Origin of the sequence: Roseibium marinum, assembly GCF_002906165.1 — a bacterium.
GTDB lineage: Bacteria > Pseudomonadota > Alphaproteobacteria > Rhizobiales > Stappiaceae > Roseibium > Roseibium marinum.
This window is the reverse complement of sequence record NZ_PPCN01000005.1, coordinates 148464-169113: the sequence shown is the minus strand read 5'-3', so window position 1 is coordinate 169113 and position 20650 is coordinate 148464. Positions and strand designations below refer to the sequence as shown.

18 protein-coding genes are annotated in these 20650 nt (G+C 61.6%); 7 read left to right on the top strand and 11 right to left on the bottom strand.

Translation table 11 applies throughout. The annotated features are described in order from the left end of the window. Positions 1-266 precede the first annotated feature (266 nt). The gene (locus CLV41_RS13510) at positions 267-1409 is read right to left on the bottom strand and encodes an MFS transporter (RefSeq protein ID WP_208987495.1); all 1143 of its coding nucleotides are present in this window, start codon (positions 1407-1409) and stop codon (positions 267-269) included. 109 nt (positions 1410-1518) lie between these two features. Next, the gene (locus CLV41_RS13505) at positions 1519-2535 is read right to left on the bottom strand and encodes a putative metalloprotease CJM1_0395 family protein (RefSeq protein ID WP_103222936.1); all 1017 of its coding nucleotides are present in this window, start codon (positions 2533-2535) and stop codon (positions 1519-1521) included. Between the two features lie 156 nt (positions 2536-2691). Here CLV41_RS13505 and CLV41_RS13500 point away from each other — a divergent pair, with 156 nt between their 5' ends. After that, the gene (locus CLV41_RS13500) at positions 2692-3495 is read left to right on the top strand and encodes a creatininase family protein (protein ID WP_103222935.1); all 804 of its coding nucleotides are present in this window, start codon (positions 2692-2694) and stop codon (positions 3493-3495) included. 228 nt (positions 3496-3723) lie between these two features. Further along, complete coding sequence (locus CLV41_RS13495; RefSeq protein WP_103222934.1) at positions 3724-4662, top strand: LysR substrate-binding domain-containing protein; 939 nt, start codon at positions 3724-3726, stop codon at positions 4660-4662. A 34-nt stretch (positions 4663-4696) separates the two neighbouring features. Here CLV41_RS13495 and CLV41_RS13490 read toward each other — a convergent pair whose 3' ends face one another. Next, positions 4697-4999 (bottom strand): helix-turn-helix domain-containing protein, encoded by a 303-nt coding sequence (locus CLV41_RS13490; RefSeq protein WP_170107188.1) that lies wholly within the window; start codon positions 4997-4999, stop codon positions 4697-4699. A gap of 201 nt (positions 5000-5200) precedes the next feature. Here CLV41_RS13490 and CLV41_RS13485 point away from each other — a divergent pair, with 201 nt between their 5' ends. Next, complete coding sequence (locus CLV41_RS13485; protein ID WP_103222932.1) at positions 5201-6640, top strand: helix-turn-helix domain-containing protein; 1440 nt, start codon at positions 5201-5203, stop codon at positions 6638-6640. A gap of 137 nt (positions 6641-6777) precedes the next feature. Here the strand turns inward: CLV41_RS13485 and CLV41_RS13480 are convergent, their stop codons facing one another. From CLV41_RS13480 to CLV41_RS13445, 8 genes are all read right to left on the bottom strand, one after another. Beyond that, entirely contained in the window at positions 6778-7386 is a 609-nt protein-coding gene (locus CLV41_RS13480; RefSeq protein ID WP_103222931.1) for an HAD family hydrolase, read from the bottom strand. A gap of 67 nt (positions 7387-7453) precedes the next feature. After that, a complete protein-coding gene (locus CLV41_RS13475) occupies positions 7454-9271 on the bottom strand; it encodes an ABC transporter ATP-binding protein (RefSeq protein WP_103222930.1) in 1818 nt (605 codons plus the stop codon). Between the two features lie 39 nt (positions 9272-9310). Next, the gene (locus tag CLV41_RS13470) at positions 9311-10261 is read right to left on the bottom strand and encodes an acetamidase/formamidase family protein (RefSeq protein WP_103222929.1); all 951 of its coding nucleotides are present in this window, start codon (positions 10259-10261) and stop codon (positions 9311-9313) included. Continuing rightward, the gene (locus CLV41_RS13465) at positions 10251-11873 is read right to left on the bottom strand and encodes an ABC transporter substrate-binding protein (protein ID WP_103222928.1); all 1623 of its coding nucleotides are present in this window, start codon (positions 11871-11873) and stop codon (positions 10251-10253) included. The genes CLV41_RS13470 and CLV41_RS13465 overlap by 11 nt, the downstream gene beginning before the upstream one ends. 74 nt (positions 11874-11947) lie before the next feature. Beyond that, positions 11948-12868, bottom strand: coding sequence for an ABC transporter permease (locus CLV41_RS13460; protein ID WP_103222927.1), 921 nt, complete (start codon positions 12866-12868; stop codon positions 11948-11950). 2 nt (positions 12869-12870) lie between these two features. Next, complete coding sequence (locus CLV41_RS13455; protein ID WP_103222926.1) at positions 12871-13773, bottom strand: ABC transporter permease; 903 nt, start codon at positions 13771-13773, stop codon at positions 12871-12873. Next, complete coding sequence (locus tag CLV41_RS13450; RefSeq protein WP_103222925.1) at positions 13751-14353, bottom strand: ANTAR domain-containing response regulator; 603 nt, start codon at positions 14351-14353, stop codon at positions 13751-13753. The genes CLV41_RS13455 and CLV41_RS13450 overlap by 23 nt, the downstream gene beginning before the upstream one ends. Next, positions 14350-15588 (bottom strand): transporter substrate-binding domain-containing protein, encoded by a 1239-nt coding sequence (locus CLV41_RS13445; protein ID WP_103222924.1) that lies wholly within the window; start codon positions 15586-15588, stop codon positions 14350-14352. Before CLV41_RS13445 ends, CLV41_RS13450 begins: the two co-directional genes overlap by 4 nt. 729 nt (positions 15589-16317) lie before the next feature. Here CLV41_RS13445 and CLV41_RS13440 point away from each other — a divergent pair. From CLV41_RS13440 to CLV41_RS13425, 4 genes are read left to right on the top strand one after another with little or no spacing between them, the layout of a single operon-like run. After that, entirely contained in the window at positions 16318-17001 is a 684-nt protein-coding gene (locus tag CLV41_RS13440; protein ID WP_235867130.1) for a FadR/GntR family transcriptional regulator, read from the top strand. Next, the gene (locus CLV41_RS13435) at positions 16985-18013 is read left to right on the top strand and encodes an ABC transporter ATP-binding protein (protein ID WP_103222922.1); all 1029 of its coding nucleotides are present in this window, start codon (positions 16985-16987) and stop codon (positions 18011-18013) included. The genes CLV41_RS13440 and CLV41_RS13435 overlap by 17 nt, the downstream gene beginning before the upstream one ends. Continuing rightward, positions 18010-19149, top strand: a complete 1140-nt coding sequence (locus CLV41_RS13430; RefSeq protein ID WP_103222921.1) for an ABC transporter ATP-binding protein — start codon at positions 18010-18012, stop codon at positions 19147-19149. The genes CLV41_RS13435 and CLV41_RS13430 overlap by 4 nt, the downstream gene beginning before the upstream one ends. Beyond that, positions 19142-20647: an ABC transporter substrate-binding protein gene (locus CLV41_RS13425; RefSeq protein ID WP_103222920.1), complete on the top strand. Its 1506-nt coding sequence runs from the start codon at positions 19142-19144 to the stop codon at positions 20645-20647. The genes CLV41_RS13430 and CLV41_RS13425 overlap by 8 nt, the downstream gene beginning before the upstream one ends. The last annotated feature ends 3 nt before the right edge of the window (positions 20648-20650 follow it).

Below are 20650 nucleotides of genomic sequence, written 5' to 3'. Positions count from 1 at the left end.
CTTCGACGCCGCGCACCCTAACCGTACTATTTAACCGTCAAATGACACATTGAATTTCCGGCGCAAAATTTGGCGTCCGGTGACGTCTTGGTCCTGTTTATCCGACGGAAAACAGGTTTCCCGGCTTATGCTTCGCTCTGAAAGGCACTGCCGGTTTCGTCCAGACGCCACCGGGCCGCCGCGGCCTGGCCGGTCCGTCTGAACCGTGAATCCCCATTTCCCAAGCCGCCTCAGGAGTTACGCGCCGGGCCTTGAACGATCCCCCGTCAGCGCCTGACCTTGAGAGCCCCGGCCAGGAACGGCAGCGCCAGTGTAAGCAGGGCGACGGCGCCGAAGGAGGCCGTGAGCGACAGGGCATCGCCGATAAAGCCGAGCAGGGGTGGCCCGAGCAGGAAGGCGCCATAGCCAAGCGTAGCGACCGCGGCAAGAGCGGAGCCTTTCGACATGTGCGGATCGCTCGCGGCCCGTGACATGGCGAGCGGAAACATGACGGCATAACCGATCCCCATGATGAAGCACCCCGTCCAGACCACCCAGATGTTTATCCCGGAAATCAGAAGCAGGCAGCCGAGAAACGCCACCACACCGCTCATCCTGGCAACCCGCACTGGGCCGTATCTGGCGATGACCCTGTCGCCGGCAAGCCGCATGATGACCATCGCGATGGAAAAGACCGTGAAGGCCGTGGTGGCGACCGATTCCGCGTAGCCGAGATCGTCGATCTGATAGAGCGCCGCCCAATCGGTGACCGCACCTTCCCCAAAGGCGCCCACGAGAGCGATCAGGCCAACAAGCACGAGGGCGCCTTTCGGCAACGCGAAGAGTGGCGCCTTGCCGCCTTCTCCACCGCCCGTATCCACTTGCGGCCAGGGCTGACGGCAGAACCAGACAAGAAAGGGAACCGTAATCGCCGCCCAGAGACCGAAATGCCAGGGCAGGCTGAGCCCGGCCTCGATCGCCAGACCTCCGGCCGCCGCCGAAACACCCGCTCCAAGACTGTAAAGGCCATGAAACGATGTCATCACGGGCCGCCCGAGACCTTTCTCCACTTCGGCTCCCCAGCCGTTCATGGAGACATCCAGCGCACCGATGCAAAATCCGGTGACGAACATCGCGGCGGCCAGCAGGAGTGTGTTCGGCGCGAACCCGATAGTCGTGAAACTGACAACGATCATCACCGAGAAAATCTTTGAGGCCGGTGCCGACCCCAGCCGGTCGACGAGAACGCCGGTGAAAGGAAAGGCGACAAAAGCACCGCTCGCCATGACCAGAAGCAGCAGTCCGAAACCGCCTTCGTCCAGCCCGGTAGCATTCTTGACGTCCGGGATGCGCGAGGCCCACACACCGATGGCGGACCCGCACATGAAAAAGATCGCCGACACAACCCGGCGGGCGGCAATTGCTTGCATGACTTGACCAGAATTTGAGATGTCGCGGACCGGCGCTTTGTTGGTCACCTGCCCTGAAAGGGAAACGCCTTTGTGTCACGCATGATCGGGTTTCTCAAGCGCTGCTGTTTCAGGCAACGAATGCCGCGGTTTGGGACACGGAATCCTTGCCGCGGTCGAGCGCCGACTGGTAGGCGGCAATGGCGTCATTGCCGCCCGCCCGCGCACCGGCACGCCCTTCGTGCGAACCGCCGCTTTCACCGGAAGTCCGGTCCGAGGTCTGCTGAGAGGCATGCTTGGAAGTCTCGCTGTCCGAAGGCCCGGATTTTCCGGCAACGCTTCCCGGTTGTTCATCAGCGGACGGACCGTCAACGCTCTCGTCTCCCTCACCCGTCTCTTCCGCCTGCTTCAGGCGGCGCTCGGCCTGGGCTTCGGCCAGTTGAGCGCGGGCCTGTTGCGCGACCTTGAGATCCTGCGAGGAAGGATCGGCGGGGGCGGTCGCGGCGCGGATAACTGTCTGCATCTTGCGGATCGTTGCGTCAGGCGTGCGTTCCGTGGACGTGTCGATCTGCACTTCACCGCCGACGGCGTAGCGTTTGCCGTCCGGGCCCTGCTGAAAGGTGTAGCTGGGCGCACCCGCATGAGCCCCGCCGGCACGCGCATGCGCCTGCTCATGAGCCCGGACCTCCTGGTCCCGTTTCGCCAGATCGTCGACCTGCTTTTCTTCCGCTTCGTCCAGACCGTCGCCGTCCTCATCCTTTTCACCGTCCTGCGAGGCCTCCAGCGCGCCGCTCGCAACGTTTCCATCGCCTGACACGGCATCGGCATCGATATCGGAAGGGGGAGTTTCATCCTCGCCCGCCTGGAGATCTCCGGACGCATCGCGCTCTTCGCTGGAAGCATCCTGCCGACGCTTGTCATTCGCTTCCGCGCCATCCGCATCCTGAAGCGCCAAAACGGCCTCAAACGTCAAAACCGGGCTGTTGGACGCCCTGAGGGCCACCGCTCTCGGAGCGGCAAGACTATCGCGTGCGCGTTCTGTATCCGAGCCCGACGAGTCTTCTCCGGAACCAGGTTCAGCGACGCCGGCAACACCACTGTTTCTCAGTTGGGCTGCCGGTATGTTGGATAAAAGCGCACCAATCATGGACTGGATTGTCCACGCAACAGGTCAGTAAAGTCTAAACGGCGGCTCCTAAACCATCATCATATGTGCGTGATCGGCCGGAGCCCGGCCGCCTCTTGCCTGCCCCGTCCGGCTGTGCAAAGAGGGCACAGGCACCAACCCGGACAGGACTTCACAATGCTGCCCAAGCGTTTCTGGCATGAGATGACGACGGTCGATTTCAACGACCCGGCCCGGGAAGACTGGATCGCGGTCCTGCCGGTGGCTGCGATAGAGCAGCATGGGCCCCATTTACCGCTCTTTACCGACACCGCCATCGCTCAAGGTCAGATCCGCCGCGTAGTGGAACTTCTGCCCGACAGCCTGCCGGCAACGTTTCTTCCCGTTCAGGCCATCGGCAAGTCGGACGAGCATATTTCCTCACCGGGCACCTTGACCCTGTCCTGGGATACGGTCGCCCGCTGCTGGTTCGAGATCGGAGAAAGCATTGCCAGGGCGGGCATCCGCAAGATGGTGCTGATCAACTCCCATGGCGGCAATGTGCCGGTTCTCGATATCGTTGCCCGGGACCTCAGGGTGAAACACGGCATGTTCGTCACGGCGACGAACTGGCTCCGCTTCGGTCAACCGGAAGGCCTTTATCCGCAAGAGGAATTCACCTACGGCATTCACGGCGGCGACATCGAAACCTCGCTTATGCTGCATTTGCACCCCGACCTCGTACGTATGGATCTGGCCGAGGACTTTCTGTCCGAACAGCAAAAATTCCTGAAGGAATTCAAACATCTTCGTGGCCACGGAAAAGCACAGTTCGGCTGGCTGGCCCAGGATCTGAACCCGGCCGGAGCGCTTGGCGATGCGGCCAGGGCCACGGCCGAAAAAGGCCGGCTGTCCCTCAATCACGCCGCCAGGGGTTTCGTCGAACTGATCCAGGACGTGAACGCCTTTGATCTTGACCGGCTCTGGAATCCACTCGCGTAATACGGGAAATGATCGTTGTAGACGTTACGGAACTTTACTTGAGTTTGCCAACCAATAAGCAATTTTAAGCTGAATTCTACAATCTTTCTTGAAAAATCTTCTGTAAAATAGAGTTTGGTAGAATTAACAACTCTCGGATTCAGAGTCTATCAGCATAGTAGTTGACCTTCTCCAAATTAAGAGCCACATTGAACAAAATATAATCTGGGGAGCGGTTCTCGAGGAACCATGAATCTTTCAATCCGGCAACTGGCCACCTTTCGTGAAGTAATGCGGAGCGGTTCGATTTCTGAAGCTGCTCGTACGCTTGGCCGGACGCAGCCCGCGGTCAGTTCAACAATCGCCGGACTGGAAACCGAACTCGAACTGAAACTTTTCATGCGCGAACAGGGCCGTCTGGTTCCCACACCGGAAGCCGAATTCTTTCTGGAAGAAGCCGAAGCGATCCTGAAGCGGTTGGAGATTTCCAAACGCACCCTGCGCGGTCTTGCCAATCGCGAGCACGGCCAGTTGCGCATAGCGGGCATCCCGGAAGCAGCGGCCGATTTCCTGCCCATCAGCCTGTCGCAGTTCATCGCCGACAAGCCCAGCGTCAAGGTTGCCCTGGCAAGCAAGACCTCCGCCGAAATCGAAGAGTTGATCGCGGCCCAGCAGTTCGATATCGGTTTCGCCGAAACCCCGCGCGCCCGTAACTCTTTCGACCAGATCGATTTCGATCTGGAATGCATGTGCGCCATTTCGGCGACGGACCCGCTGGCATCGAGAGAAGTCATCACACCGGCGGAACTGGACGGCTACCCTCTGGCGCTGCTTCACGCCGAGCACCGCAGCCACAAACAGACCCTTGCCAGGTTCAGGGATGCCGGCGTGCAATTCAACCAGCGCTTCGAACTGCAGACCGCGCTGCCGGGACTGCATTTCGTCCAGGCCGGGCTCTGCGCCCTGATCTGCGACACGATCACCGCCTACAAGGCACAGGAAAACGGCCGGCTCGGCATGGGTCCGCCGATGATCGTCTTCAGGCCCTTCCGGCCCCGGATCCAGAACAGCTTGTCGATCCTGACGCCGACGCACCGCCCGATTTCGATCGTGGCCAAGGATTTCTGTGACTTCCTCTCTTCGGAAGTCACTCGCATCCACACCGCCATGATCAAGCCGGGAACGTGAGCCGCAAGGGCCTCATTCATGAAAAATCAGGCAGTCAGAAAGCGGCGTTTCTGAAAATCGCGCTGTTCGCGGCAACGATCGCCACCGCGTTGGTGCGATTTTTCGCTCCCAGCCGGGTAATGGCGTTGCGGATATGCACCTTTATGGTCGCTATGGAGATGTCCAGTTCGTAGGCGATCTGCTTGTTCACCATTCCCTCGCACAGCAAGAGCATTATTTCGAGCTGGCGCGGTGTCATGGCATCGCACAGGTTGATCGGCCAGCGAGCATTTCCAGCGACGGGCTTGTTCTGGCCCTTCAGGCCAGTACGAGCGTCGAGAGCAAATTGAGCCGTCATAGCTTTCTCCCGGTTTGGTTCTGAGGTGTATCGCGGGACCATTCATCAGCCCGGCACTTTTGTAAAATGTTAAAACGCTTACTGTATATTGCTAATAATTTGCATATAGAGCATTCTGCGCACGCATCAGCGCGGACTGGACCGGCTTTTCTGGACGAGGGACCATGCTCGGAAGCGCTCCGGACGGATGAGGATGGTGTCTTGAACAAGAAACTCTATTCCGGTCACACTCTGCGGCAGATCAGATCGGAATTCGGCCTGTCCCAGGGAGAGTTCGCCAAGAAAGTCGGTCTGTCGACCGCCTACATCAATCAGATCGAGAACAACAACAGGCCGGTCACAGCCTCGGTCCTCTTGTCCATCAACCGCATTTTCGGAACCGATCTGGCGGCATTCGAGAAAAACGACCTGGACCGGGTCGTACGGGACCTGCAGGAAATCTTCGCCGATACAAGGTTCCACAGTTCCTCCATCGGCAAGCAGGAACTGCACGAACTGGTCACGCGCGCGCCTGGCATTACCAAGGCCATCATGGATCTGTACGGCAACCTGCGCGGCTTCCAGGACCGCGATGCCATCGAAGACGAACTGGTGCACATGAGCGGTGCGGGAGAAGCCGGCGCCTCCTTCAGAAAATCCGCCTATGACGAGGTCCGCGACTATTTTCATTACATCGACAATTACGTCGACTCGCTCGACAGGGCGGCTGAGAAACTGTGTTACGAAATCGGCCTGCCGAACAGCGCCTCGAAATTCGACAGCCTGGCCGACTGGCTGCAGCAGCGCTTCAAGATCACCGTCGAACAGCATCCAGCTTACCAGGGCACCCTTATCCGCCAGGAAGACTATACGCGCCGGATTTCCGTCTATCGCGCCATTCCGCAGTCGGCCAAAAACTTCCTGCTCGGTTCTTTCATCGCCGAACTCTGCGTGAAGGACCTCATCTCCGGGGAAGTCGAACGGGCGAAGTTCAAGACCCAATCCGCACAGAGCATCGCCAGACTTGCCCTGCGGAACTATTTCGCCGGCGCGCTGCTGCTGCCCTACGACGATTTTCTGCGCGCCGCCACAAGATGCCGTCACGACATTCAACTGCTGTCGAACCAGACGGACGCCAGCATCGAGACCGTCTGCCACCGGCTGTCGACGCTGCAGCGGCCGGGCGCGAACGGTTTGCCGTTTTATTTCGTCAAGATCGACCGCGCCGGCAATGTCGTCAAAAGGCACAGCGCCACCCGCTTCCAGTTCGCCAGGTTCGGCGGCTCCTGTCCGCGCTGGAATGTCCACCAGGCCTTCGAGCAGAACTCGAACAAGTTCACCGCGCAGATCGCCCAGATGCCCGATGGCGTGAACTACCTGTGCATGGCCACCAGCGTTACCAAGCACCAGCCCGATTATCCGACCGGCGAGCGCAGATACGCGCTCGGCATCGGCTGCGAAGTTAAATACGCGGATGCGATCGTCTATGCCGACGGCCTCGCGGTGGACGGTATTTCGCCTCCCGAGCCCATCGGCGTGAACTGCCGGATCTGTCCGAGGGACAATTGCGACCAGCGCGCCTTCCCGGCAATCGACAAGGATCCCTTCATCGAACCCGGCAGGCGCGGGATCGTCCCCTACCGGGTGGCTCCGTCGGATTGAGCGGATCCGGCATGGCCGCCGCTCCATCGAGAGCGCGCGAGCATCGAAGCAGAGCGCTGCCCCGGCTTCCCCGCCGTCCGGGAATTGATCCTGGATTTTTCTGACCCGGAGAAGGCTTCGAGAATGGAAGAAGGACTTCAGAAGCTTATCGCATCGCCGGCAATCAGCTCGTTCACGTCGACGACCCGCATTCCGGCATTGTGAGCCGCCTGAATGCCCTGACGGCTGTCTTCGAAGACAAGGCAGTCCGCCGGGGCGGCGCCCAGCCGCCTTGCGGCCTCCAGAAACAGATCGGGCGCCGGTTTCGCGTGGGCGACGTCGTCCATCGTCACAACGGTCTGGAAGAGCGGCATCAATCCCGCGCTTTCGAGGGAGGCACGGACAATCTCCCTAGGGCCGCCAGAAGCGACCGCCATGGGTTTTAGCCCCTCAAAACGGCGGGCGATGCCGACCACGGCGGAAATCTCACGCACTGCGCCAATCCGCTGCAGCACGTCGGAGCGCATGGCCTGAACGACACTTTCCCGGTCGAGGACCACGCTCCGCTCCTTTTCGAATTCATCGAGCAGGACGTGTTCGGACATGCCTGCCCGCTTGTGATACCAGCCGGCGGCCATGTCCTGCCCCGCGAATGCGAACGCTGCCTGCCAGGCTCCTGCGTAAAGATCTGGCGTGGCGAGCAACGTGCCGTCGCAATCGAAGATCAAGGCCTGCGCCGTCTCCAGAAGGTCTTCCAATACCGTCATGTCAGCAGTCTCCCAGGACCCGCTGTTGTACGCCTTGCCTCTCAGAAATCCAGATCGAATTGGACGGTTAACCGGGGAGCCCGTCCGCAACCAGATGCCTTTCGCCGACATCGGTATAGCGCACCCTGCTGACGGCCTGTCCGAGCGGCAGCACGGGAGAGGGAATTTCACCGGCCGGCACATCGAAGACGGCGCGCCGCTTTTTCGGGTCCGGAATCGGCACGGCTTTCAAAAGCCTCTGCGTATATTCGTGCTGCGGATTTTCGAAGACCTGCCGCCGTGTGCCGGTCTCCACGATCTGGCCGAGATACATCACGGCGATCCGGTGGGAGATCTGTTCCACCACGGCCATGTCGTGCGAGATGAAGAGATAGGAGAGACCAAGGTCCTCCTGCAGTTCCTGCAGCAGATCCAGGACGCGGGCCTGCACGGACACGTCGAGCGCGGAAACGCTTTCGTCGGCAATGATCACCTTCGGCGACAGAGCAAGCGCCCTCGCGATACAGATACGCTGACGCTGTCCGCCGGAAAACTCGTGCGGATGGCGGATCATCGCCTCGGCGGGAAGTCCAACGCGCTCGAAAAGCGAAGCGACACGGTCCTTGAGGTCCTGTCCTTTCGCCAATCCGTGAATGATCAGCGGTTCGCCGACAATGTCGCCGACTGTCATGCGCGGGTCGAGCGAGGCGTAGGGATCCTGGAAGATCATCTGCATGTCCCGCCGCAGGCGCTTCTGCATCGCCGCGCCGCCGACACCGGCATGCTGCCCAGCGACCCGGATGGAGCCTTCCCAGGGCACAAGGTTCAGGAGCGCCTTGCCGATAGTGGATTTTCCGCAGCCGCTTTCCCCGACCAGCCCCAGGGTCTCCCCGGGTTCGAGGTGAAGGGAGACACCTTCTACCGCGTGGACGCGAGAGGTGACCCGGTTGAGTAGCCCGCCGCGCAGATCGAAGCGGACGACGAGATCCTCCACCTCAAGAACCCGCGGCTGCGCCTCGCTCCCGCCCTTGGGCGCACTGTCGAGGCCGGTCATGGCGCCCAGCTTCGGCACCGCGTCAAGCAGCCGGCGCGTGTAGGGATCGGACGGCCGTTCGAAGACATCCGCGACTTCGCCCCGTTCCACGATGCGGCCGTTGTTCATGACAATCACCCTGTCCGCCATTTCGGCGACCACGCCCATGTCATGGGTGATCATGATGACGGCCGTGCCGAAGTCGCGCTGCAGATCGCGGATGAGTTGCAGGATCTGCGCCTGGATGGTCACGTCGAGGGCTGTCGTCGGTTCGTCGGCGATGAGGATCTTCGGATTGCAGGCCAGCGCCATGGCGATCATTACCCGCTGGCGCATGCCGCCGGACAATTCGTGCGGATATTGCCGCAGACGGCGGCGGGGTTCCGAAAGACGCACCGACTCGAGCATCGCCAGAGCGATCTTTTCCGCCTTCGACCGCGAAACATCCTGATGCGCGAAGATAGCCTCGCGCAATTGCCGCCCGACGGTCAGAACCGGGTTCAGCGACGTCATCGGCTCCTGAAAGATCATCGCGATGTCGCCGCCGCGAATGCGGCGCAACTCGTCTTCGCGGATCTTTGTCAGGTCCCGGCCCTGAAACAGCACCTCGCCGCCCGAGACCCGAGCCATCCGTTCCGGCAGCAGGCCCATGATCGACAGCGCTGTAATCGATTTTCCGGAACCGGACTCGCCGGCGATGCACAGCGTTTCCCCCCGACGCAGATCGAAGGACAGGTCGCTGACCACGGTCCTTGCTCCGGTTGGCGTTGCAACGTCGGTGCAAAGCCCCCGGACCGATAGAATGACACCGTCGGAGGACACTGCTGGATCTGGCGATGAGGGCACTCTGTTCACTCTGGTAATGGGCTTCATAAGGCGGGCGGCAGCCGCAAGACCGCCGCCCGGATGCGATTACTGCAGCACGACCTTCGGGAAATAGAAGGACACGACCCAGTTCGGCGCGTCGACGATTTCCGAGATCCTCAGATCGCCGCATACCGAACACAGCATGTAGGCATCGACCGCGCTGTAGCCGTGGCGGGCGCACAGGAGATCGATCATGTTCGATACGGCCGCCTGGGCACCCGCGAAGAGATCGGTGCCGATCCCGGTCGTGACCTCATAGCCCATTTCATCCAGATGTCGGGTGACAGGGCCCGGCGTCTCGAAACGCGGCATCTTCAGATCCGCACCCTTGATGAGATCCAGTTCGATCACCGTGTTCATCGGGCTTTCGATGGCCGTGCCACAGACTTCGCCATCGCCCTGAGCGGCATGGGTGTCGCCGATGGAAAACAGGGCGCCCGCGACTTCTATCGGCAGGTAAAGCGTCGTTCCGGCGGCAAGATCGCGGATGTCCATGTTTCCGCCGACACGCCGCGGCGGCACGATGGAATGCAGGCCTGCCTCCGCCGGCGCGACGCCGATCGTCCCGGCGAAGGGTTTGAGCGGCACCTTGCCGAAGGGCGCGAAGGCGGACGTGACCGGCTTGTCCTTGTCATAGGACCAGACATGCAGCGCCGGGTCCTTGAACTGGTCGGCCAGCAGGCCGAAGCCGGGAATGTTGGCGGTCCAGCCGAAACCGGACGGCTTGAATTCATGGATCTTCACGACCAGCGCATCGCCCGGCTCGGCCCCATCCACACGGATGGGGCCATTGACCGGGTTGATCTTGCCGAAATCCAGGTCCGCGACATCCTGGATGGTGCTTTCCGGCGTCAGTTGCCCCGCGGAACTGTCGAGGCACTCGAATTCGAGCACCGTACCGGGAGCCACCGTCTCGGCCGGGGCAAACGAATTGTCCCAGCCGAAGTGATGCTGTGCCGCGTGAATGGTGTAAGCGGCCTTGCAGTTACTGCACATCTTTCGCCCATACATAATCGTAGTTGACGGGAATGTGGACCGGATCGACGAAGATGGCATCAGGACCACCCAGCCGCTCGGACCGCATCGTGAAACGCTGTTCGTGGAAGACCGGCGCCCAGGCCGCGTCATCCATTACCGCGATGAAGATCTTGCGCCAGGCTTCCTCGCGCTCGGCCTTCTGGGCCGGATCCGTCATGCTGTCGGCAGCCGTCGCCAGCGCGTCCAGCTCCTCGTTACAGTACCAGGACCAGTTCCAGCCGCCCTTGACCGCGCCGGCGCAGCCGAGGATCGGACCGTAGAAGTTGGACGGATCCGGGAAGTCGGCGATCCAGGCCATGCCGCCGGACCAGATCATTGGCGCCTGATCGGGTTCGCCGCCGGCCGCGATGACATTGGCCTGGGCCAGCGCCTTGATTTCGGCCTTGATGCCGATGGCGGCGAGATCCGCCTGGATGGCCTGGGCGATACGCGGGTTCGGATCGGTGTTGTAGACATAGAGTTCCGTCTCGAAACCGTCGCCGAGGCCTGCCTCGGCCAGAAGTGCTTTCGCGGCTTCCGGATCGTAGGCGTAGCCTTCGTAATTGTTGTCGTATCCCGGCATGGTCGGCGGCAGCGGCTGGTTGGCCGGAACGGCGCGGCCGTTGATGATGCGCACGACGCGGTCCTTGTTGATCGCCATGTTGACGGCCTTGCGCACTTCCGGCTTGTCGAACGGCGGCATCTTCACGTTCATGGTGACATAGCCGGTGTGCAACTGGCCACCCTCGATGATCAGGTCCTTGTATTGCGGATCCTTGGTGACTTCGAGGAACTTCGCCGGCGGGATGCCGTCGCCCGGAATATCGGCTTCGCCGCGCTGCAGGCGCAGAAGCGCGACAATCGGCTCCTGGCCGACCTCGAAGGTGATCTCGTCGAGCTTGGGCACACCGGCGCGCCAGTAGTCCTCGTTGCGCTTGAACACCAGGCGCTGTCCGAGGGTCCACTCCTCCAATGAAAATGCACCGCTTCCGACCGGATGCTTGCCGAAATCGGCACCCCATTCCTCGACGGCCTCCTTGGGAACGATGGACGAGAAGTTGATCGCCATCACATGCAGGAACGTCGCGTCCGGACGGGAGAGTTCGATCTTCACCGTATAAGGGTCGACCACCGTCACCCCTTCAAGGCTGTCGGCGTCGCCGGCGGCGACGGCGTCAAAGCCCTTGATGGAGCCGAAGAAACCGGCGCCCGGGCTCTGGGTTTCGGGATTGGTCACCCGGTCCAGCGAGTATTTGACGTCTTCCGCGGTCAATTCGCGGCCATTGTGGAACTTGACACCCTCGCGCAGCTTGAAGGTGAAGACCTTGCCGTCGTCGGAAATCGTGTAGTCCTCGGCAAGGTCGTTCATCAGATTGGTCGTGCCCGGTTCGTAGTCCATCAGACCGTCGAACAGGCTCTTGATCATCGACCAGTTCTGCCAGTCATAGCCGATTGCCGGGTCGAGCGTGGAGACATCGTCCTTGTAGGTGACGATCATCGACCCACCCTGTTTGATGTCATCCGCCTGAGCGGGTGTGAGAGCCGTTGCGGCAAGAAGGGCGGCAGCCCCTGCCAGAAGTGTTTTATTCATGATCAAACCTCCAGGTTCAGGTGATTTCGCCGGTCCGCTCTGTCGGCGGATTTTCCGGCATTCTTTGCCGCGCGTCAGCGCAGCTTGATCCTCGGATCAATCAGGGGCACGATCAGGTCGGCGAGGAAGTTTCCGAGAACGATCGCGAATGCGGAGACGAGCGTGACGCCCATGATGATCGGGATGTCGACACGCTGGATGGCCTGCCAGGCGAGCTGTCCGATGCCCGGCCAGCCGAAAACGCTTTCCACCACGACGATGCCGCTCATGAACAGGCCGATATCGATGCCGATCATGGCGATGACCGGCAGCAGCGCGTTCGGCATGGCATGGCCGAACAGCACCTGCCAGCGCTTCAGGCCCTTGGCCCGCGCCGTGCGGATGAAGTCCTGGCGCAGCACGTCGATCATCGACGAGCGCATCATGCGCGAGTACCAGCCGGCGCCCAGCAGGCCGAGCGTCAGGGACGGCAGGACCATGTGCCGGAACGTCCCGTAGCCGCCGATCGGAAACCAGCCGAGCTGCACCGAGAACACATAGAGAAGCAGGATGCCGATCACGAATTGCGGCGAGGAGACGCCGACGAAGGAAAGAACCATGAGGCTCGTATCCGTTGCCGTGTTGCGGCGAAGGGCTGCAACGATCCCCATGGTCAGGCCGATGGCGAGTTCGCAGATGATCGCACCCGCCATCAACAGGAGGGTGGCGGGCAGGCGCGAGCGGATCAGCTCGCCGACTTCCGTCTTCTGCAGGTAGGACCGTCCGAGATCGCCCTGCAGGAGACCGGTCAGATAACGGAAATACTGCTGGTAGAACGGCAGGTTGAGACCCAGTTGCTCGCGGATGTTCTCCACAGTCTGCGCCGTTGCGCTGCGGCCCGCGATCTGGCGCGCCGGGTCCGCCGGGATCAGGTACAGCAGGATGAATGTCAGGAACGTTATCCCGAGCAGGATGAGCAGCGATTGCAGGACGCGCCGCAGGACATAACCACCCATGATCAGTGCCTCCCCTTCTGGGTCGGGTCGAGCACTTCCCGCAAGCTGTCGCCCAGAAGGTTGAAGCCCAGCGCCAGGGCGATGATCGCAATGCCGGGGAAGAACACCAGCCAGGGCGCGGAAGTGAAATAGGTCTGGTTCTCGTAGATGATATTGCCCCAGGAAGGGGTCGGCGGCTGAACGCCGATGCCCAGATAGCTGAGCGTTGCCTCGAGAAGCACGGTCGTGGAAATGCCGAGCGTGCCGAAGACCACGATAGTGGACAAAAGGTGCGGCAGAATGTGACGGAACAGGATGCGGAACAGTCCGGCCCCCATGGCCCGCTCGGCGAGAATGAATTCCCGCTCCGATAGCGACCTGGTTTCCGTGTAGACGACACGCGCCATCTGCACCCAGTTCACCATGGCGATGACCATGGCGACGATCCACAGCGAGGGCTGGAAGATCGCGGCCAGGGTGATGGCCAGAAGGAGCGCCGGAAAGGCCATCATCAGGTCGGTGAACCGCATCAGCAGCGTTTCCACCCAGCCGCGGAAGAAGCCGGCGAGAATGCCGACGAAGGCACCGACCACCACGGCGATGCCGTTTGCCACGATCCCGATGATCAGTGACGTTCTGGCGCCGTAGATCAGCCGCGACAGCAGGTCCCGGCCGAGAAGATCCGTGCCGAGCCAGAACCTTTCGCCCGGCGGCAGCGGCGCGCCTTCCAGCGTCAGGCCCTCGAAGAACTGCTCTTCCGGATTGAAGGGCGCGACCAGCGGAGCGAACAGGGCGGCCCCGACAATGACCCCGATCACCATCATGGCGAAAAGCGCCAGTTTTCTGCCAACCAGCCGCCGCAACGCGCCACGGGGCAGATCGGCGGTCCCGACCGGGAGGATTTCAGGCTTCGCGTCGGCCGTCATTCTGCCCTCCCGCGCGCTCGATCAGATCCCCGGCCACGGCCTCGATGGTCTGGCGGCTCTTCATCGCCATGTCCTGCAGCAGACGGTAGGCCGTTTCCGCATCGCCGTCCTGATGCTGCATCAGCAGAAGAATGGCCTCCGCGACCTGCGGCCGGCAGGCAAGCCGTGCCTCCAGCGTGGCGATGCGCTCCTCGGAAGCGCGGCGCATGGCGAAGGTCCGCTGCGCGACGACCAGCGCGCCATACACACCGCTTGACGTGACCGGCTTGTTGAGATGCGCGATGGCGCCGCGCCGGATCGCCCACTCGACGCGTCCGGGCGCTTCGGTTCCCATCAAGGCGATCATCGGCATCGGATGGGCATCGACCGGCCAGGGAAACTGGGCGTCATGGCCGGCATCGGCGTCGAATATGAGAAGGTCCGCCTGCTCGGCCTCGGCCGGAAGTTCCGGCCATGCGGTCGAAATCTCCACACCGAGACGGTCGAGCTGACGGCAGACGGCGTCGCGGTCCGCATGCGGTTTGTGCAGGATGCTGGCGGACCTGCCTCGGAAACTGGGGGTGCGGAACAGATTGCTCATGACGACACCAGCCTCAGTTTCGGGGCGCTGCCGACATCGGGCGCACGCATTCGCGCGGAGCCTCCCGGGCTAGTTGCGGTGCCTGTGTCCAGCGGATCGTAATGAACGAGATAGGGGTCCGGCGCCAGCGGTCCAGGCGTCTTCTCGATGATGCGGAACCGGGACCGCCCGGTAGCACCACCGTCCGAATGGTCGCCCGCCTCCACCACCGCGATCAACGGCTGCAGGTGGGCATGCTGGGTTTGCGGATCGATGCGGATCTCCCTGAGAGGCGTCTTGTGGGATTGACGGCAGAGCTCCGCCAGCACGTCGTCCGGATGATCGCTCCCGCAGGCCTCGATCGCCCGCGCCAGAAGCCAGACCGCCTCATAGGGCCCGACGAACATGGAGGATATTGCCGTCTCCGGACCACGCATGCCTTCCAGCCGTTTGCGCAGGGCCGCGTTTTCGGGCGTTTCCAGCGTTTCGAAATAGGTCGAGGTGGAAATCAGTCCGTCCGCCGCCGCGCCCAGAACCGGCAGTTCCGCCTCGGTCAGGTTGCAGCTCAGGATCGGACAGCGGTCCGATGCGAAGGCGGGATCCTCGCCGGCCAGTTCCTTCATGGCGCGCAGGAACGCATAGCTGCTGACGCCGATCAGGTTGTTGAAGATGAAGGATGGCCGTTTTTCGCGAATTTCCGCGATCAGATGAGCGATATTCTCGTCACCGATGGCGACATATCTCTCGCCGAGCACCTCACCGTCGCAAGCGGCCAGAAGCTCGCGGGCGATCCGGTTGGTCTCCCAGCCCCAGATATAGTTGGAACCGACCAGGAAAGCATCGCGGCCGAACTCCGGCACGATGTGGCGGAAGAGGGGAACGACCCCCTGGTTCGGACAGGCCCCCGTATAGACGACGCGGTCATGACTTTCGAAGCCCTCATAGGGCGTCGTGTACCAGAGCAGTCCGCGCCCGCGTTCCAGAACCGGGAGCACTTCCTTGCGGCTGGACGAGGTCTGGGTGCCGACGATGTGGCGGCATCCGGCCTCACGCATCAACCGGTCCGCCTCGACGGCGTAGTTTTCAGCCAGGCCCGCCGGGTCGCCGTCCACTCTCAGGAAGCGGAAATCGAAAAGCCCGGACGCGTTGATCTCGTCGATGGCGATCCGGGCACCCCAATAGCCTTCCTGGCCGATCACGGAATAGGATCCGGATTTCGAAAACAGGACGCCGACCGGAATTTCCCTCAAACCCATACCCACCTTCAACTCCACCGGTCCGCCGCTTCAAGAACGCGCAATTACGGCCGGGCACAAAAAAACCCCGACCCGCAGGTATCAGCTGCGACAGATCGGGGCGCGGTTGCCATGCGGCTGAACGAATGCCGCTATGTGCCTCGAAGGATTGCCGAAGACAAAACTCTTGTCAATTGCTCCGTCGCCCAAAGATCCGGCACGCTCAAAACGTTACCATCCGTATTTCCTTGCAAGGGATATCCGGAGCGAACCAATCGATTAGTCATCGCCTTGCGCCGCCCAGGGACATCATAACCGGACAATCATCTTGAAAAATATAGACTATTTTCGCTCATCCGCCAGAATAGTTTGGACATTTTTTTGAGATTTCCGGAATTTCCTTGCGCATCAGCATCAATAAATCCAGTTTCAAGGCGACCGATTAAAATTTGTTCCATCGCACAAATTTCAAGCAGCCTCCGCATTTTCCTGAGGAACAGGAGAGCCATCGGCGTCACATGAGTTATAATTTACCTATTTTATACAAAGAGTTGATCGATATTCGTCGCAGCGTCTCAGTTGAAATTCACTTAAGGAATTCGACTCAGCCAAGATCAGATACGCCGTCAAAAGCCGCATCTCATAGGGTTGCACTCCGAAAATTTCCTGCCAATAATGAAACCAATTGAAATTGGTTCACATTGGTATGGCATGAACGAAACGGAAAAGCCTTCGCAGCGGAATTCAAGCATGGCTCTCGAGCGGCTCAGGATCATCGTGGATCAGCTGACGGCCGAAGGAGCCGAGCAGGTTCCCACCGAACGCGAACTGTCCGAAACCATAGGCGTCGGCCGCAGGGCGGTTCGTCGGGCGCTGGAAGTGCTTGAAACGGAAGGCAAGATCTGGCGGCGCCAGGGCGCCGGAACCTTCATCGGCAGCGAGCCCGCCCACCCGGACAAGCAGCTCGTTTCCCTGCACGAGAATTCCAACATGCTCGAAGTGATGGAAGTCCGGCTGCAGATTGAGCCTGTCCTTGCCCGTCTGGCGGCCCTGCGAGCCAGTCCGGCGGATATCGCCGCAATGCGCGACGTTGCCGACCGCCTCGGCAAGGCAGAGGACATGGACGGTCGCGAACTCTGGGACAGCGCCCTCCACCGGGCCATCGCGCGCGCCGCCAAGAACACACTCTTCCTGGCGCTGTTCGATGTGGTCGACCGGGTCCGACAGGATGCCGCCTGGCGTCATGTGCGCGAAGCTCTTCGGACCAACGACGCGATGACGCTCTACAAGTCCCAGCACGTCGACATCATCAAGGCCATCGAGAGCCGCGACCCGATCTCGGCGGAAAAAGCCATGCGCAGCCATCTGCTGGCCCTCCAGCAGCGCCTTCTTTATCAGAACGCGACAGAGGTGGCCGATGTCGAAGGCCATTGACCTGAACGCCGCTCCGGTTCTGAGCGTCGAAAATCTGGCGCTGCGCTTCAAGGGCGCGCCGGCCAACATCATCGACGGCATCTCCTTCGCCGTCCGCCCGGGCGAAACCCTGTGCATTGTTGGCGAGAGCGGTTGCGGCAAGTCGGTCACCGCCCTGTCGCTCATGGGACTGCTCCCCCGGTCCGTCGCACAGGTCATGTCGGGCACGGCCATGTTCGGCGATCACGATCTGCTCGAGCTGTCGCAGCGCGCCATGGCGGATCTGCGCGGCAACACCATCTCGATGATTTTCCAGGAACCGATGACCTCGCTCAATCCGTCCTACCGGATCGGCGACCAGATCGCCGAGGTCGTGTTGCGCCACAAGAGCGTGACCCGGGCCGAGGCGCGGCAGCGCGCGCTGCAGATGCTCGACCGGGTGAAGATCCCCGCCGCGTCAAGCCGGCTGGACGACTACCCGCACGAGCTTTCCGGCGGCATGCGCCAGCGCGTCATGATCGCCATGGCGCTTGCCAATGACCCCGCCGTGCTGATCGCAGATGAGCCGACCACAGCGCTGGATGTCACCATCCAGGCCCAGATCATCGATCTGATCGAGGAGCTTCAGAAGGAAACCGGAACGGCTCTCGTGATGATCACCCACGACCTGGGCGTTGTCGCGGAAATCGCCGACAGGGTCTGTGTCATGTATGCCGGCCACATGGTCGAGGACGGTCCGGTGGAAGCCATCTTCGACGATCCTCAGCACCCCTATACAATCGGCCTGATGAGCTCCGTGCCCTCTGTCGGTCCGCGCTCCGGCAGGCTTGCGGCCATCGGCGGCATGGTGCCGGCGATCGATAACATGCCTTCTGGATGCCGCTTCACGCCGCGATGCCCCTTCGCCCAGACAAATTGCGCTGTCTCGCAACCGCCGCTTGACGAACTCGGCCCGTCCCACCGGGCCGCCTGCCACTACGCGCCGCTGGAAACCGTTTTCCCCGAGGCCGTGTTCCAGGAGGCCGGATCATGAGGCCGCCGACACGCGACAGGATCATCGAGACCCGCGCGCTCACCAAGCGGTTTACCAGCAGCAAGGGCCTGTTCGGACGCTCTGTGTCCGTCAGCGCCGTCAACGACGTGTCTCTGGACATCCGGCGCGGGGAGACTTTCTCGATCGTCGGTGAAAGCGGCTGCGGCAAGTCCACTCTTGCCCGTCTTCTGGTGCGGCTGCTGCCGGCATCCGAGGGCGCGGTGCTCTACGAGGGCAATGACATCTCGTCCCTTTCCGAACCGGAGATGCGCCGCCTGCGCAAGGATCTTCAGTTCGTCTTCCAGGACCCGTTTTCCTCGCTCAATCCGCGCATGACCGTCGGCGCGCTGATCGAGGAGCCGATGAAGGTCCACACGTCGCTTTCGCGCAAGGAACGGCGCCTGAAAGTGGCCGACCTCTTGACGAAGGTCGGCCTCCGCGCGGCTTTCGCCAACCGCTATCCGCATGAGTTTTCCGGCGGCCAGCGCCAGCGCATCGGCATCGCGCGGGCCCTGGCCAGCGGCCCGAAAGTGATTGTCGGCGACGAGCCGGTGTCCGCGCTGGATGTCTCCGTGCAGGCCCAGGTCATAAATCTCCTGGAGGATCTGAAGGCCGAATTCGACCTGACGCTGGTTCTCATTGCCCATGACCTGGCTGTCATCCGGCACATGAGCGACCGCATCGCCGTGATGTATCTGGGCGAAATCGTCGAACTGGCGCCCAATGACCCGCTTTATGACAAACCGCTGCATCCCTATACGCAGGCGCTTATGCGGGCGATCCCGATTGCCTCGCCCCATGGCCGGTCCATGGACGTGTCCTTGACGGGCGACGTGCCCTCGCCGCTCGCCCCCCCTTCCGGCTGCCGCTTTCATCCCCGCTGCCCGCATGCGACCAGCCTGTGCGGCACGGAAAAACCCGCGCTGGCCGAGGCCGCCGACGCGCGGATGGTCGCCTGCCATCACTGGGAGAAAATCGCCGAGAATTCGCAAGGCTCCGTCCGAGAGCCGCCAAGGAGCGAAAACGCGGAGAAGCGTTTCGCGCTGTTTCGCGAAAGAAGTCAACGACAAGAGCCGGTCACGGCCGCAACAGAAACTCAAATCAAGCTTTCCGAGAGGAGTCACAACAATGCGTAAGCAATTCCTGGCAGCGCTGCTGCTGAGCGCGACAACCCTGGCAACGGCGGCCCATGCCGCCGATCTGCGCATCGGTCTTCAGGACGATGCCGATGTGCTCGATCCCGATCAGTCCCGGACGTTTGTCGGCCGGATCGTCTATGCGTCGCTGTGCGACAAACTGGTCGACATCACACCGGACCTCGAGATCATTCCGCAGCTCGCGACCGGCTGGAGCTGGTCCGATGACGGCAAGGTCCTGACCATGGACCTGCGCGACGGCGTCACTTTCCATGACGGCACACCGTTCGATGCCGAGGCCGTTAAGGCGAATATCGAGCGCTCGAAAAACATGCCGGAAAGCCGCCGCAAGAGCGAGGTGAAATCCATCGAGAGCGTGGACGTTTCCGGACCGCTGCAGGTCAAGTTCAACCTGACGGCCCCCGACGCGACGCTACTTGCCCAGTTTGCCGACCGTTCCGGCATGATGATGTCCCCCACAGCCGCGGAAGCAGCTGGCGTGGATTTCGGCAACAATCCGGTCTGTTCCGGCCCGTTCAAATTCGTCGAACGCGTTCAGCAGGACCGCATCGTGCTCGGCAAATACGACGGATACTGGAACGCCGATGCCATCAACTTCGACACGGTGACTTTCCTTCCGATCCCGGACACGACCGTGCGCCTTGCGAACCTGCGCTCCGGCGACCTGGACATGCTTGAGCGGCTGGCCGCCACCGACGTCGCCTCCGTCAAGGGCGATGCGGATCTCTCCTATGAGGAAGCGGTCAGCCTTGGCTATCAGGGCATCACCGTCAACATCAACAACGGCGAGAAGGGCGACAATCCCTTCGGCAACGACCCGAAGATCCGCCAGGCCTTCAACCTGTCGCTCGATCGGGACGCTATCAACCAGGTGGTCTTCGAAGGTGCCTTCGCTCCCGGCAACCAGCCCTTCCCGCCGACCAGCCCCTGGTACGACAAGGACCACCCGGTTCCGGCCCGCGATGTGGAAAAGGCCAAGGCGCTCCTGAAGGAAGCCGGTTATGACAGCCTCGATGTGGAGATCCAGGTCGCCAACAACCCTGTCCAGACCCAGATGATGCAGGTGGTGCAGTCGATGGCTGCTGAAGCCGGCTTCAACGTCAAGCTGAAGACCATGGAATTCGCCAGCCTTCTGGCGGACCAGTCTGCCGGCAACTACCAGGGCAGCCAAGTCGGCTGGTCGGGCCGTGTCGATCCGGACGGCAACATCCACCAGTTCATGACCTGCAAGGGCGGCATCAACGACTCCAAGGTCTGTATTCCGGAGGTCGACAAGCTTCTGGATGAGGCCCGCACGAGCACCGACACAGCCGCCCGCAAGGCCAAATACGATGCGGCACGGGATATCCTGATCGACGAACTGCCGATCATCTATCTCTATCACCCGACCTGGATCTGGGCGCTTTCCGGCAAGATGGAAGGGTTCACCCCCTATCCGGACGGCATGATCCGCCTCGAGAACGTCAAGTTCAAATAATCC

Bases quoted from the DNA above. Each gene is read 5' to 3' on its own strand.
- CLV41_RS13510 (WP_208987495.1), bottom strand. From the start codon at position 1,409: ATGCAAGCAATTGCCGCCCGCCGGGTTGTGTCGGCGATCTTTTTCATG.
- CLV41_RS13505 (WP_103222936.1), bottom strand. From the start codon at position 2,535: ATGATTGGTGCGCTTTTATCCAACATACCGGCAGCCCAACTGAGAAAC.
- CLV41_RS13500 (WP_103222935.1), top strand. From the start codon at position 2,692: ATGCTGCCCAAGCGTTTCTGGCATGAGATGACGACGGTCGATTTCAAC.
- CLV41_RS13495 (WP_103222934.1), top strand. From the start codon at position 3,724: ATGAATCTTTCAATCCGGCAACTGGCCACCTTTCGTGAAGTAATGCGG.
- CLV41_RS13490 (WP_170107188.1), bottom strand. From the start codon at position 4,999: ATGACGGCTCAATTTGCTCTCGACGCTCGTACTGGCCTGAAGGGCCAG.
- CLV41_RS13480 (WP_103222931.1), bottom strand. From the start codon at position 7,386: ATGACGGTATTGGAAGACCTTCTGGAGACGGCGCAGGCCTTGATCTTC.
- CLV41_RS13475 (WP_103222930.1), bottom strand. From the start codon at position 9,271: ATGAAGCCCATTACCAGAGTGAACAGAGTGCCCTCATCGCCAGATCCA.
- CLV41_RS13470 (WP_103222929.1), bottom strand. From the start codon at position 10,261: ATGTGCAGTAACTGCAAGGCCGCTTACACCATTCACGCGGCACAGCAT.
- CLV41_RS13465 (WP_103222928.1), bottom strand. From the start codon at position 11,873: ATGAATAAAACACTTCTGGCAGGGGCTGCCGCCCTTCTTGCCGCAACG.
- CLV41_RS13460 (WP_103222927.1), bottom strand. From the start codon at position 12,868: ATGGGTGGTTATGTCCTGCGGCGCGTCCTGCAATCGCTGCTCATCCTG.
- CLV41_RS13455 (WP_103222926.1), bottom strand. From the start codon at position 13,773: ATGACGGCCGACGCGAAGCCTGAAATCCTCCCGGTCGGGACCGCCGAT.
- CLV41_RS13450 (WP_103222925.1), bottom strand. From the start codon at position 14,353: ATGAGCAATCTGTTCCGCACCCCCAGTTTCCGAGGCAGGTCCGCCAGC.
- CLV41_RS13445 (WP_103222924.1), bottom strand. From the start codon at position 15,588: ATGGGTTTGAGGGAAATTCCGGTCGGCGTCCTGTTTTCGAAATCCGGA.
- CLV41_RS13440 (WP_235867130.1), top strand. From the start codon at position 16,318: ATGGCTCTCGAGCGGCTCAGGATCATCGTGGATCAGCTGACGGCCGAA.
- CLV41_RS13435 (WP_103222922.1), top strand. From the start codon at position 16,985: ATGTCGAAGGCCATTGACCTGAACGCCGCTCCGGTTCTGAGCGTCGAA.
- CLV41_RS13430 (WP_103222921.1), top strand. From the start codon at position 18,010: ATGAGGCCGCCGACACGCGACAGGATCATCGAGACCCGCGCGCTCACC.
- CLV41_RS13425 (WP_103222920.1), top strand. From the start codon at position 19,142: ATGCGTAAGCAATTCCTGGCAGCGCTGCTGCTGAGCGCGACAACCCTG.